Source organism: Bradyrhizobium sp. USDA 4516, assembly GCF_054055915.1.
Window position 1 is genome coordinate 4,679,408 of sequence record NZ_JBSRXT010000001.1, and the last position, 13,478, is coordinate 4,692,885.

Here is a 13,478-nt window from a genome sequence, read left to right on the forward strand (position 1 = left end):
GTACGCGCTAGTGAACCGTAGTTCGATAGACAAATTAGCAGATTTGCCTTAGAAAATCAGGATCAATTCGAGAATTACCGTAGATATGACAGAAATCGACAAGACTGACCGCAAAATCCTCTCGATCCTGCAAGGGGATGGCCGGATTGCCAATGTGGAGTTGGCGGAAAGGATCGGCCTGTCGCCGACCTCGGTCGGCGAACGGTTGAAGCGGCTGCAGCGCGACGGCTTCGTCGAGGGCTATGGCGCCCGGCTCAATCCGCACCGGCTCGGGCTTGGCCTACTGGTGTTTGTCGAGGTGCTGCTCGACAAGACCACGCCCGATGTATTCGAGAAGTTCGCCAGGGCGGTCCAGACCGCGCCGGAAGTGCTCGAGTGTCACATGGTGGCCGGCGGCTTCGACTATCTGGTCAAGGCGCGGGTCGCCAACATGACCGCCTATCGCAGGTTTCTCGGCGAGACCCTGCTGGCGCTGCCGGGCGTGCGGGAAACGCGAACCTACGCGGTGATGGAGGAAGTCAAGCGCGACGCGCCGCTGCCGGTCTGATCCACAGCCATGCGCCGGATGTCTTGGCATCGCGACACGCCCGCGATAATCCTTTGGTCGAGTTGGGGCGGTGGTTCATGAAAGACGCTGATCAGCCGATACGAATGAAGCCGGCCGGATTTGCCGGCGCGCTTGCTGTGCTCATGCTGTCGTTGCCGTCGGCCATGCCGGCCCGCGCGGCCGAGCTCAGCTCCGGCATCCTGCAGCTCTACACCTCGGTCTCGATCTATCCGCCGTCGGCGACGGGGATGACCGTCTGTTACGGCTTCGTCTGCCGGCGTCGCGAGATGCTCGACTTCAGCGCAGCCGACCGGGCGGCTCTGGCCAAGATCATGGCCACGGGCCGCGCCAATGCCGCCGCCGAACGCGCGGCCGTGCAAAAGGCCGTGATCTGGTTCGACCGGCGCATGGGGCCGATCCTCGGCACCGACAAGCGCGTGGCGAAAGCGGATTTCCGCGCCAACGACGACAAACACAATTATGATTGCTGGGACACGACGCGGAACACGACCAGCCTGATGCTGGTGATGCAGGCGTGGAACCTGTTCAGGTTTCATGACGTTGGGGATCCCCATTACCGCGGATTTTCGTTGGTGCAAACGCCGCACAACACCGCCGTTCTCGTCGAGCGCGCGACCAAGGTGGAATGGGCGGTCGATCTCTGGCCCCGCGGCTATCTGCAACCGCCTGATGTCATGACCGTCGCCAAATGGGTGACGGAAGATTGAACGGCTGAGCGTCGCAGCTGCGCGTTCCGCGCTGTTTCATCCTCATTGATCGCAGGGATAGCGTTCCGCGCGACGCTGGGAACCGAATGCCAGGATTCGAACAATAGCTTCGCACGATATGGTTCCAAAAAATACGTTCAGTGCCGATCACCATAAGAACCAAGTGACGCGTTAACACCGGCAGCATTCGGTCAACCCGAGGCTACCATATGCGTTCACGTTCGATCTGCATTGATGCCGCCACCCGCGGCGTTCGTTTCCCACAGCTGCTGGCGCTTGCGCTGCTACTTTGGCCCGTGCTCGCCGGTCCGGCCCGCGCGGGCGATGTCGAGGATTGCAGCGGGCCGCCGACGGACAAGGCCGAGGCGGCGTGCTCGGGCATCATCAACGATACCGCACGCTCCACGGAGGACCGCACCAAGGCCTTCACCGGCCGCTCGCGATTTGGCATCGCGCGCGGCAAGATCGATCAGGCCCTCAGCGATGCCGATGCAGCGGTGCAGCTGAATGGACAATTCGTGCCGGCGCTGATCGCGCGCGGCTATGTCCAGCAACGCAAGGGCAGCTTGGATCAGGCCCGCGCCGATTTCGATCGCGCGATCGAGCTCGAGCCGAAGAACCCGTTCGGCTTCCTGGCACGCGGCAATCTGCGCGCCGACCAGCACGCCTGGAGCGATGCGATCTCGGATTACGACCAGGCGATCACGTTGCGGCAGGATCTTCCCGCTGCCCGTGTCGGGCGCGCGCGGGCCTATGTCGAAACCGGACAACCTGATGCGGCGGTGGCCGACGCCAACACCGCGATTGCCGTCAACGCCGGCACGCCGAATGCATTCTACTGGCGAGGTCAGGCCCATCGCCGCAAGGGCGACATGGATAAAGCGATCGAGGATTTCTCGCGTGCGATCGCGCAGGCGCCGCAGGCCGAGCGCAACGCCTATTTCGCCCGTGCCCAGCTCTACAGCGCCAAGGGTGACTATGCCCGCGCGATTGCCGACTTCGACCGGTTGTTGGCGGTGCTTCCCGACAACAAGGAGATACAGCAGCAGCGCCAGCAGGCGGTCACGATGCAGGCCGAACTCGCCAAGGCAGCAGGCGGCGCCGCGCCGCCGCAGGCCGCACCGGCTCCAGGCGCGCCGCCGGCGCGGCCAGCCGGGCCGGCGGCGGGTAACCAGCAGGTCGAGCAGGCCAAGCAGCTCGTCGCACAGGGCAACTACGCGGGCGCCGTTGCCAATCTCACCCAGGTGCTGGGCGGCGATCCCCGCAACGAGGCTGCGCTGCGCCTGCGTGCACTGGCCTATTCAAAGCTCGGCCGGTCGGCGGACGCGCGCAACGATCTCAATGCCCTGCTCAAGGTCAAGCCGGACGATCCGCAGCTGCTGGCGGCCCGCGCGCTCAATGCCGCCGGCACGCGGCAGTTCGATCAAGCGATGGCCGACGCCGGCCGTGCCATCACGCTCGATCAGAACAATTCGTTGGCGTATCTGGCGCGTGGCCTCGTCAAGGCCGGCACCGGCAAGGTGCAGGACGCGCTCGCCGACTACGATCATTCGATCTCGCTCAATCCCAAGGAGACGCTCGCTTTCACCGAACGTGGGCTCGCCCATATCGGCCTCAATCAGCTCGACAAGGCGCTGCTGGATTTCGATCAGGCCCTGGCGCTGGTGCCGACCAATCTGATCGCCAAATCGTGGCGCGGCCTCGCGTTGATGCTCAAGGGCCGCGCAGATGAGGGACTGGTCGATATCGACGCTGTGCTGGAGCGAAGCCCGAACAATCCGACGGCACAGCTCGGCCGCGGGCTCGCGATGCTGACTTCCTCCCAGTACGACCGCGCCATCGCCGCCTTCGACCAGATCATCACGCGGGCGCCCAACGATGCCTTCCCGCATGTGCTGCGCGCCCGGGCCTATCTCGGGCTGAAGAAGCCGGACAACGCGATGAAGGATCTCAACTTCATCCTCTCTGCGCGGCCCGATTATCAGCCGGCGCTGACATTGCGCGGCATCACCTGGTCGGCGTTGCGCAACTACGACAAGGCGGTCGAGGATCTCGACCGGGCGATCGCGCAGAAGGAGACGGTTGAGGGCCTGTTCGCCCGCGCCAAGGCGCATGAGGCGCTCAACCATGTCGACAAGGCGACCGAGGACTTCCGCAAGGCCACGCAGCTCACCCCGTCAAGCGTGTTCGACGTGCTGGCGCAGGCCGAGTCGAAGCGCAAGGTTCAGCAGCTGTCGAAGCGGGTGCCGTGCGGCAACGGCCAGAGCGGCACGTGCCTGTGATGCTGCAATGCGCAGCCGCGCGCTTCCCGGCGCAAAAGGCAGTCGTCGGCGCGCGAGCGGTGGCCGCCGAAATAGTTCAACGCCATATAGTTCAACGCCATGGCGCGCGGGCATCGTGCCCGCCCCGCCGAACGTCACGTTGTCTGGTGTGTGGATCGGCCCCCACTCCCGGATGGCGTCCGAGAGTGCGCCGCCGGATCTGGCGCTGTGACGCTAGACCTTGAGATTTTCGGCTGACGTCTTGCCGCGATTTGCAATCTCTTCGTATTCAACCGACTGACCTTCGTTGAGGGTCTGAAGGCCAGCCTTCTGAACTGCTGAAATATGAACGAAAATGTCCTTGCCGCCCGATGCGGGCTGGATGAATCCATAACCCTTGGTCGGGTTGAACCACTTCACTGTACCTTTGGGCATTCCAGTCGTCTCCGCGGAATCAATCGAAAACAGACCAGTCGGTCCCCGCAAAAACCGGCTTGTCCGCAACGACAGGATAGCAGTTTGAAAAAAGCTGGGTAGATCAAACGACGGTGTGTTTTTGACCGGAAACAACCCGCTTTGCGGGGGTTTTACGCCGGATTGCCCGTTTCGTGGTCAATTGATGCGCTGCAAAAAGGGATCGGTTCCGGTGTACCGAACTGGATCGATCGTCCCGCGCGCTGCCTTTTCGGCCGGCGCGCGGGGATCGACCGGCGGCGTCTCAATAGGTCGCGGCGAGGTATTCGACGATCTTGCCGACGTCGGCTTCGTCGATCGGCGCACCGTAGACCTTGATCATCTTGGTCACCTCGGCCTGCCAAAAATCCTTCTTGAACTTCTCGCCCTGCGGTTGGGTCTTGATGTAGTCGGCCGAGTGGCAGGCGGTGCAGTTGTTTTGCACCACCTCGAGGTTGGGACCCAGCTTGAAGGCCGCGGTTTCCTCGGGGACCGTGTAGTTCACGGGCGCGGCGATGGCGGCGCCGATCGACAGCGCGGCGATCGCGGCGAGGGATGGAAGCAGCTTGCTGGTCATGATGCTTCTCCTCACGCTGCGGTGACGCGCACGGTTTCGACGACGTTGCGCAGATAGCCGGCCGGATTCCACAACGGATCCATCGGCTGGGTGTCGCCGGCATTGTTGGTGGCGCGCACCTTCAGCTCTGCGGGACCGGCCGCGAGCTTCACCGGCAACTTCCATTCGCGGAAGGCGTATTTGCCGAGGTCCTTGCCGAGCTTGGCCGGCGTCCAGCTCTTGCCGCCGTCGGTCGAGACCATCACCTCCTTGATGCCTTTACCGCCGTCGAAGGCAATGCCGCGCAGCATGGTGCGGCCGGCCTTCAGCTTGGCGCCGTCGGCAACGCTGGTGATGAACGAGCGCACCGTGAAGCGATTGATCGGGATCGTCGCCTTCGGTGCGGTGCCGGGCTCGACCGCATTGTTCGGCGTATCCGGTATCCGGTAGGCGGACTTCATCCAGAAGCCCTCGAACACGTTGTCGATCACGGTGATCTCGTTGAGGTGCTTCACCCAATAGGTGCCGTAATAGCCGGGCACCACGAGGCGGAGCGGGAAGCCGTTGAGGAAGGGCAGGTCCTCGCCGTTCATGCCCCAGGCCAGCATCACCTCGCCGTCGCGTGCGTGGTCGATGTCGAGTGCCTTGACGAAATCCGGCGTCTTGTCGCTGACCGGACCATCCATGCCGTTGAAGGTGACCTGCTTGGCTCCGGCCTGCACGCCGACCATGTCGAGCACGGTCTTCAGCGGCACGCCGTGCCAGCGCGCGCAGCCCATCGCGCCGTTGCCGAGCTGGCCGCCGGCGACGCGCGGACTGAAGAAGCCGCGGCTGTTGCCGGAGCACTGGTTGACGGCAACGATATCGGTCGCCTTCAGCTTCCTGATGTCCTTCAGCGACAGCTTCAGCGGCTTGTCGACCTTGCCCTTGATCTCCAGCGTGAACTTGTCCGGATCGAGATTGTAGGGGAGGTCTGCCAGATGATAGCGCACGAAGAACGCATTGTTCGGCGTGATCGGGCCGTCGTTGAAGACCGCAAACGGCGTTTCCAGCTGCGGCGGGCGGGCGGTCAGGCCGATCATCGGGCGCTTTTGCGGGTAGCGCACCAGCGGCCGCTCGCCATTGCCAAAGGGCAGCGTCACGGTGTCGAGGGCGAATGCGCCCCTTGATCCCAGCCCCGTCACCAAAGCGGCCAATCCGGCGCGCTTCATCAAGTCTCGTCGATCGAGCATTCCGCTTCCTCCGAAGCTGTTCTGTCGTGAGCCGGTCATCACCAGGCCCAGATTGCCTTGCGCGCCTTCGCATCGCGGAATGCGCGCTGTCCAAATGTCGCACCGGGGAACGGCAAGTCAATTGAGCTTTCGCAGCGTTGCGTCGCAACAACGAAAAGCCCCGGTCGCGTGGACGACCGGGGCGTTTCCATCCAAGTAGAACGTTCGATCAGTAGCAGACGTTCACGGTGCGATAGCGATAGCCGTAGGGCGTCAGCACCAGGCGGGTGGCGTAGCAGCCGGAGTCGACGAAGCCGACGGCAATGCCCGGGCCACCCCAGAAGTGATGGTGATGCGGATGCCAGAAGAACGGCTTGGCGGAAGCTGCGGTCGGCGCCAGCGCGGCGACACCGAGGGTTGCGGCAGTGGCGAGAGCGAGCGTGACTTTGCGAAACATGGTCTTCTCCTTCGGGTGCGCGTTGAGCTCTGTCGCGGCGCGGTTGCAGTGTTACCCATCGCCAGTCAGTCGCATCCGGCACCGGGCACGTTCGAGCATCTCTGCTGAACGCACCGTCGGATGTGCGGCAGGTCACATTGGGCTGAAGCGGAGATGAACCGGTCAGGCCGCGACGGCACGCCGGTCGTCGACCAGCGTCGACAGGAGCTGCGTCTTTTCGACCGTGCGCACGGTCATCGGCTCGTTGCGGCCGCGGATCGCGACCTCCTGCGCCGGCAGGGCATCGTCGGCCAGCCCGGCGGTGACGCGCACCTCGTCCGAGATGATCGCCTCGCAGGCCAGCGCCTTGGTCATGTCCTGCAGCCGTGCCGCGACGTTGACGGCATCGCCGAGCGCCGTGAACACCATGTGGTCGCGATAGCCGATATCGCCGACGATCACCTCGCCGCCATGGATGCCGATGCCGAAGCGGATCGGCTCGCGCAGATCGTGGCTCAGGAACTGGTTCAGCTCGTCGATATGGGTTGCGATCAGCGCCGCCGCGCGCAACGCCTGGCGGCAGGCCACCTGCCGGTCGGTGGCAAGCCCGAACAGCGCCAGCATGCCGTCGCCGATGAACTGGTTGGGCCGCCCGCCGGCTTCCAGCACCGCCTGCGACACCGCGCCGAGGAAGCGGTTGACGATGAACACGGTGTCGAACGGCAGCCGCTTCTCGGCAAGCTGCGTCGAGCCGCGCATGTCGACGAACATGCTGACCAGATAGCGCTCCTGGCCGACCCGTGCCGGATTGGCGGCGTGCGCGTTGGCCGATGTCGTGCTCGGCAGGAACAGCTGGAAGAAATTCAGGTCGGCGGTCGGCCGCAACTGGCAGGCCAGCCGGATCGACGGATCGTCATTGCCGACCCGGTGCAGCACGAAGGCTTCGCGCGGCGAGGGCTCGGGCAATCCGGCGTGGTCGCCGATGATGCGAATGCGGCAGGTCGAGCAGCGTGCGCGGCCGCCGCAGACGCTCGCATGCGGCACGTTGTAGCGCAGGCTTGCTTCCAGCACGCTCAATCCCTTCGGTACCCGCAGCGTGCGGCCGTTGCCGTAGGACAATGCGATCATGCCGCCGCGGCGCTCCAGCAGGGCCCGCGCGCCGCGCGCCAGCAGCACGAGGCCGAGCAGGCCGAGATAGCCGATGGTCAGGCCGTCGGTGATCTTCTCGAGCGTGCTCCCCTGCGCCGCTGTGCCGAGCTTCTGCACCGACAGCTCCTCGCGCCGCCAGTCGGGATCTTGATAATCCGCCACCGTGGCGCGGCCGCCCTGGTAGACGCCGAGCATCGCCAGGGTCGGGATCAGCACCGCTCCGGCGAGCAGGAACGGCGCGGCGCGCTTGAAGAACGGACGCAGCCGCAGCCAGAAATACAGGCCGATGCAGCCATGCACCCAGGCGATCACCAGCACCGCCAGCATCTGCCACAGCCGGTTCGGCGAGGCGATGAAGAAGGTGTACAGCTCCTGGGGGTAGAGCTTCTCGTGCCCGTACAGGGTCTGGCCGAGCCGTACGCCGACGACGTGGGCGACGATCAGCATCGGGATGCTGAGGCCGAGCGTCAGTTGCAGCGGCTCGATCGCCTTCCAGTGGAACTCGCGGCGCTGATAGAGTGCCCAGATGCCGAGCCCGGTATGCACCAGGCAGGCGCTGTAGAACACGATCGCGACCGGCAGGAACTGCCAGAACTCGGTGTGGTAGTAGACCCCGATCGCCAGCGCCTGCGTCGAGATATTGCCGAGCGCGTGGTTGAGGAAATGGCTGGTCAGGTAGGCGAACATGATCGCCCCCGTGACGATGCGGACCTGCCGCAGGCCGATACCGCGGGCCATGTCCTGCAAGTGCTCGCGCGAGGGGGAGGCCATGTGATTCATGATCGGCAAGTCTAGTGGTTAATTCCCGCGCTGAACACCACCGCGGGTCCGGACCAGCCGTGAGAGCGGGCCGCGCGGCACGTTGACACTCCGTTAAGAGTCGAACAAAAAGCGCGCCGTGACGATAGCCCAAGCCGAACCTGGAGCCGATAACAACAGCGTAAAGCCGGCCCGTTCGCGCGCGCCGGACTGGCGGGGCGTCATCGCCGTGATCGTTGCCATGACCGCGATGCGGTTGGTCTACGCCCATGCGCTCGATCTGCGCACCGACGAGGCCTATTACTGGACCTGGTCGAAGGAAAACGTGCTGTCGTTCCTCGACCATCCGCCGATGGTCGCCTGGTTCATCCGCTTCGGCACCGCGATCCTCGGCGACACCAATCTCGGCGTCCGCCTCGGCGGCATCGTCGCGATGCTGGCCACCCAGCTCCTGCTCGCCGACATCGTCCGCCGCGTGACGGCCAACAACGTCCGCGCCGTGATGCTGGCGCTGCTGCTGCCGGAGGCGGCGCTGTATTACGGCCTCTTGATGGCAAAGGTCGCGCCGGATACGGCGCTGATCCCGTTTTCGGTGGCGATGCTGTGGTCGCTGGTGCGGCTTGCGCAAAGCGGTGACGGGCGCTGGTGGCTCGCCGCGGGGCTGTTTGCCGGGCTGGCGCTGCTGTCGAAATTCACCGCGATCATGTTCGCGCCGGCGGTGCTCGCCTTTGCGCTGGTGCCGGATTGGCGCTGGCGCTGGCTGCGCAGCCCGTATCCGTATCTTGCCGCGCTGATCGCGATCGTTGTGTTCTCGCCGGTGCTGATCTGGAATGCCGAGCACGACTGGGCCTCGTTCCGCTTCCAGGCGGTGCGCGCCACCGCCGAGCGCGCCTTCACGCTGCGCACCGTCGGCGAATTCGTCGGCATGCAGTTCGGCCTGGTCGGCTTCGTGCTGCTGCCGGTGACGCTGTTCGGCACCGCGCTGACGGCATGGCGCGGCTATCGCAAGCGCGAGCCGGTTGCGATCCTGCTGGCGACCGCGGTCTTGGCGCCGTCCATCTACTTCCTCTGGAAGTCCTTGACGCTGCGGGTCGGCGACACCTGGCCGATGTTTTTGTGGCCAGCCGGATTTGCGGCGGTCGCGATCAACGTCACGCGGATGCCGTTCGAGGGCTGGTCGGTCGGGCTCGTCAAATCGACGGTGTATTGGGCGCGGACCGCGATCACATCAGGCATCGTGTTCGTCGTCTGCGTCTTCCTCTACTACATGTTCGCGCCGTGGAATCTGATCGGCCGCACCGATCCGATCGGCACCGAGGCGGGCTACGATGTGGTGGCTGCGCGCACGCTGGCGCAGGTTGAGGCGACCGGCGCGACCTGGGTCGCGACCACGGATTATCGCACCTATGCGATGCTGCGCTGGTTGCTGCGCGGGAAGGTGACGGTCATCGAAATCAACGAACGCGGCCGCTTCCAGGGCTTTGCCGATCCCGGCATGAGCAAGATCCGCGATCACACCGGCATTTATGTCGGGCGCGAGCCCGAGAACAATCTGCCGCTGTGGAGCGAGACATCAGCGGTGCGCCAGCCGCTGGAGCGCGTGACGCGCAGCTGGCGCGGCATGGTGATGGACACCTATGCGCTGGAGAAGATCAGCGGCTGGACCCCCGATCTGTCGCCGCCGCCGGACACCACCTTCTTCCGCTGGCGCGTGCTGGCCTCCTCCTTCTCCCCGCTTGCGGGGACGAGACGATCAGAGCTCGCTCTGCGAAGGTCGGGATGAGGGGGAGTCTCCACGGGGACGGCGAGAGTTGGTCTCGCGGAGACTCCCCCTCACCCGAAATTTGCGCTTCGCGAAAATTCCGGCCTCTCCCCGCAAGCGGGGCGAGGCAAGCACCTCATTCCTCTTCCTCGCGCTTGCGGATCAGGTCTTTCGCGAGATCCGTCAGCGCCGGGCGCGGCAGGGCGTTGAAGGGAAGCGGGCGGGTGACGTCGATCGCGGCGAGGCCGAGCCGGGCGGTCAACAGGCCGTTGAGCATGCCTTCGCCGAGGCGTTGTGACAGTTTTGCCGCGATGCCGTGACCGAGCATCTGCTGGATCAGGCTGTCGCTGGCCGCCATGCCGCCGGTGATCGCGAGATGCGCGATGACGTGGCGCAGCAGGCGGATCATGCCGAGCGCGCCGGGCCGGCCGCCATAGAGCCGCGCCAGCTGCCGGATCATCCGCAAGCTCGCCACGAACACGAACAGCACGTCGAACAGCGCGCGCGGGCTGACCGCGGTGACGACCGAGACGCGCTGCGCGGCCGTCGACACCAGCCGTCGCGCTTCCTCATCGAGCGGTGTCATCAGCTCGCGCTCGGCGAGGCGGATCATGTCGGCGCCGTCGATGATGTCGTCGGTGTGGCTCTGCAGCGCGCTGCGGGCGCGAGCGAGCTGCGGGGTCTGGTGCGCGAGCTTGAGCAAATCGGCGACGATCACCCGGCTTGCGGCGCGGTCGTCGCTGATCAGCACCTCGGCGGCGCGCAGATGCAGCTTCTCGATCGTCGCAAGCCTTGCCAGGCCGACGAGCTCGCGCGTGGTCACGACGGCGAGCGCAACCGCGGCGATGACGGCGAGTCCCAGCCCGAGGACGCCGAGGCCTTCATTGCGTGCGAACAGGTCCTCGACCAGGTTGAGGACGCCAAGCCCGGTGCCGAGCACCACGAGGCCCGCGACCGCGCTCCAGAACAGCGTGCCCCAGCGGAAGCCGCGGCGCGCCGGCACCAGCGGCGTATCGACCGGGACCGGGAGCTGCGCGGGCTCGGCCTCGGGCACGATCTGGATCGTGCCGCGGGTGAGGCGGCTGCCGTCGTCCGGATCCATCACGACCACGCCGGGATCGTCGAGCTTGAACGTCGCCGGCCGCCGCGGGGGCGTCTTCTCGTTCATTGCAGTTTGTCTCCGATCAGGAACTGGAGGGCGCGGTCAAGGCGGATGTGAGGCAGCACCGGCTCTGCATCGCCGTTTCGTTCCAGCTTTGGCGGACGGAAGCGCAGGAAGCGGTAGTCTACGGCCTCGGTGTCCGAGCTTGAGAGGCCGCGGAAACCGCCGTTGAACAGCTCCTCCGGATTATCGGGCAGGTCGCCCGGAAAGGTCGCAACTTCCGTCTCGCCGTCGAGCCGCTCGCCATTGGCGACCTCGCCCGGCGCCGGCGTGCCGAGGATCGACGGCAGCCGGTCGCGTCCGCGCTGGACCTGCGCCTCGCGCGTGGCGCGCACCGCGGCGAGCGCGACGACGTCGATATCGGCGCCGGCATATTCGGCGCGCTCGGCGGCCTTGGCCACGATCCGCCGCAGCACGGCCTCCAGCCGGTCGTGGCTCTGGTGGTGCAGATGGTCGGCCTTGGTGGCCGCGAACAGGATGCGGTCGATGCGCGGCCGGAACAGCGCGCTCAGGATCGTGCTGCGGCCGATCCGGAAGCAGTCGAGAATGCCGGCGAGTGCGGCCTCGAGATCGTGCAGCGCCTCGGGGCCGGCATTGAATGCGGCGAGCGCATCGGCCAGCACGATCTGGCGGTCGAGCCGCGCGAAATGGTCGCGGAAGAACGGCCGCACCATGACGTCCTTGTAGGCTTCAAAGCGTCGCCGCATCATCGCCCATAGCGAGCCGTCACCCGCGCTGCCGCCTGCGGGCACGTCGAGCGGCGCAAAGGTGAGTGCCGGCGTGTCGGCGAGATTGCCGGGCATCAGGAAGCGGCCGGGCGGCAACAGGCTCATCGCGAAGCGCTCGTCGCGGCAGGCGCGCAGATAGTCGGTGAACAGGCGTGCTTCGGTGAGCGCGGCCTGCTCGTCCTCTTTGGCTTCGGGCTTCAGCGTCGCGAGATGGGCGTGCCAGGACGCCGCGAGTTTTGCGCGCAGCGGCTCGCGCGACAGCGCAAGGCTCTCCGCCGACCATTGCTCGTAGCTCTTGTTGAGCAGCGGCAGGTCGAGCAGCCACTCGCCGGGATAGTCGACGATATCGAGGGTCAGCGTGCGGTCCGCGCCATTTTGCCGCTGATACTCGATCACGAGACGGAGCTCGGAGATGTCGGTGGTCGAGCTCGGCCAGCGTCGCTCCTCGACCAATGTCCGGACATGGTTCTCATAGGCGAAGCGCGGCACCGCATCGTCGGGCTGCGGGGCGAGATAGGCGCGCGCGATCCGCCCCGAGGCATAGGCCTCGAACACCGGGAAGCGGCCGCCGCGGGTCAGGCCGTGCACCAGCGCGGTGATGAACACGGTCTTGCCGGCGCGCGACAGGCCGGTGACGCCGAGCCGCACCGTCGGGTTGAAGAAGCCCTCGCCATAGTCGAGCAGCGCCCGTGCCGAGAGACGGGCTTCCTCGACGATATCAGTGAAGCTGGGGGGCATGGAGGGTTAACGAAAACCCGGCAGGAGGGACCAAAAGGGGCGGGCGATCACCTGCAAGGTGGCGATTATCGGGCCAAAATCAAGCTTCACATTTCCGGCGCCTTTGCAGGCGAGGGGTTGTCGGGGGGCAGGGGAATTGAACGCGTCAGACCACCCGCGCTACCCATCGTCCATCGGCCCACGGGAAAGCCTGCATGACGGTCTTCCGCCTGAAGCAACTTGCCTCGACCTCGATCCACGCGGCCGGCGCCGCGCTGTGGAACTACGACCGTGCCGAGCTGATCGCCGACGGCGTCGTCCATCTCGTCGGCGTCGCTTTCGGGCTGGTCGCCGCCACCGCGCTGATCGTGCTGACCGCGGTCTATGCCGGCCCGTTCGACATCGCCGTGGTGTCGGTCTATGTCGCCGGCCTGCTCGCGATGCTGGTGCTGTCGGCGACCTATAATCTGTGGCCGGTGTCGCGCGCCAAATGGGTGCTGCGGCGCTTCGATCATTCCGCGATCTATCTGCTGATCGCCGCGACTTACACGCCGTTCATCGTGGAACTGAAGGACAGCACCTTCGCGATCGCGCTGCTGGTCGGGGTGTGGTGCGTGGCGATCGTCGGGATCTGGCTCAAGCTGCGCTATCCCGGCCGCTTCGACCGACTCTCGATCGGGCTTTATCTCGCGATGGGCTGGAGCGGCATCATGCTCTACGACCGCGTCGTGAAGGCACTGCCGGCGATGGCGCTCGGCTTCGTGCTGGCCGGCGGCATCCTCTACAGCCTGGGCGTGATCTTCCACTCCTGGCGGCGGCTGCGCTTCCAGAACGCGATCTGGCACTGCTTCGTGCTGCTCGGGGCCGCCTGCCACTACACGGCCGTGTTCGACGTCGTGTTGGCGAGCTGAGCGGTCCGCCAGCGTTACGCACAGGGCCGGGCCGGCCTCGCGAAAAGATCATGCATCGGCAAAAGATGGGATATCATGATCCCTCTGTTTGAACATGA

Annotated in this window: 12 protein-coding genes; 5 read left to right on the plus strand and 7 right to left on the minus strand. The window is 65.7% G+C overall.

From position 1 onward, the window contains the following. Positions 1–85 precede the first annotated feature (85 nt). The 3 genes from ACVI1L_RS21680 to ACVI1L_RS21690 all read left to right on the plus strand — a co-directional run bounded on the left by ACVI1L_RS21680 (position 86) and on the right by ACVI1L_RS21690 (position 3,557). Positions 86–547, plus strand: a complete 462-nt coding sequence (locus tag ACVI1L_RS21680) for an Lrp/AsnC ligand binding domain-containing protein (protein WP_038386239.1) — start codon at positions 86–88, stop codon at positions 545–547. Between the two features lie 104 nt (positions 548–651). After that, entirely contained in the window at positions 652–1,275 is a 624-nt protein-coding gene (locus ACVI1L_RS21685) for a hypothetical protein (RefSeq protein WP_456785577.1), read from the plus strand. Between the two features lie 209 nt (positions 1,276–1,484). Then, entirely contained in the window at positions 1,485–3,557 is a 2,073-nt protein-coding gene (locus ACVI1L_RS21690) for a tetratricopeptide repeat protein (protein WP_253589444.1), read from the plus strand. A gap of 213 nt (positions 3,558–3,770) precedes the next feature. On the opposite strand, the gene ACVI1L_RS21695 is transcribed toward ACVI1L_RS21690, so the two are convergent. The 5 genes from ACVI1L_RS21695 to ACVI1L_RS21715 all read right to left on the minus strand — a co-directional run bounded on the left by ACVI1L_RS21695 (position 3,771) and on the right by ACVI1L_RS21715 (position 8,121). Further along, positions 3,771–3,971 carry a cold-shock protein gene (locus tag ACVI1L_RS21695; protein ID WP_057019268.1) on the minus strand — a complete coding sequence of 67 codons (201 nt, stop codon included), beginning with the start codon at positions 3,969–3,971 and terminating at the stop codon, positions 3,771–3,773. Between the two features lie 283 nt (positions 3,972–4,254). Further along, on the minus strand, positions 4,255–4,566 hold the full coding sequence (gene sorB, locus ACVI1L_RS21700; protein ID WP_456783734.1) for a SorB family sulfite dehydrogenase c-type cytochrome subunit: 312 nt from the start codon (positions 4,564–4,566) through the stop codon (positions 4,255–4,257). 11 nt (positions 4,567–4,577) lie between these two features. Beyond that, complete coding sequence (gene sorA, locus ACVI1L_RS21705) at positions 4,578–5,777, minus strand: SorA family sulfite dehydrogenase catalytic subunit (RefSeq protein ID WP_456783735.1); 1,200 nt, start codon at positions 5,775–5,777, stop codon at positions 4,578–4,580. Positions 5,778–5,985: 208 nt separating this feature from the next. Continuing rightward, the gene (locus tag ACVI1L_RS21710; RefSeq protein WP_229192994.1) at positions 5,986–6,213 is read right to left on the minus strand and encodes a hypothetical protein; all 228 of its coding nucleotides are present in this window, start codon (positions 6,211–6,213) and stop codon (positions 5,986–5,988) included. 162 nt (positions 6,214–6,375) lie between these two features. After that, positions 6,376–8,121: an adenylate/guanylate cyclase domain-containing protein gene (locus ACVI1L_RS21715; RefSeq protein WP_410469703.1), complete on the minus strand. Its 1,746-nt coding sequence runs from the start codon at positions 8,119–8,121 to the stop codon at positions 6,376–6,378. A gap of 220 nt (positions 8,122–8,341) precedes the next feature. Here ACVI1L_RS21715 and ACVI1L_RS21720 point away from each other — a divergent pair, with 220 nt between their 5' ends. Further along, on the plus strand, positions 8,342–9,883 hold the full coding sequence (locus ACVI1L_RS21720) for a glycosyltransferase family 39 protein (protein ID WP_456785578.1): 1,542 nt from the start codon (positions 8,342–8,344) through the stop codon (positions 9,881–9,883). 115 nt (positions 9,884–9,998) lie between these two features. Here the strand turns inward: ACVI1L_RS21720 and ACVI1L_RS21725 are convergent, their stop codons facing one another. Both ACVI1L_RS21725 and ACVI1L_RS21730 read right to left on the minus strand, forming a co-directional pair. Further along, positions 9,999–11,030 carry a YcjF family protein gene (locus ACVI1L_RS21725; RefSeq protein WP_456783736.1) on the minus strand — a complete coding sequence of 344 codons (1,032 nt, stop codon included), beginning with the start codon at positions 11,028–11,030 and terminating at the stop codon, positions 9,999–10,001. Continuing rightward, positions 11,027–12,490: a YcjX family protein gene (locus ACVI1L_RS21730; protein ID WP_456783737.1), complete on the minus strand. Its 1,464-nt coding sequence runs from the start codon at positions 12,488–12,490 to the stop codon at positions 11,027–11,029. The genes ACVI1L_RS21725 and ACVI1L_RS21730 overlap by 4 nt, the downstream gene beginning before the upstream one ends. A 194-nt stretch (positions 12,491–12,684) precedes the next feature. Here ACVI1L_RS21730 and trhA point away from each other — a divergent pair, with 194 nt between their 5' ends. After that, positions 12,685–13,380: a PAQR family membrane homeostasis protein TrhA gene (gene trhA / locus ACVI1L_RS21735; protein WP_057019273.1), complete on the plus strand. Its 696-nt coding sequence runs from the start codon at positions 12,685–12,687 to the stop codon at positions 13,378–13,380. Positions 13,381–13,478 lie beyond the last annotated feature (98 nt).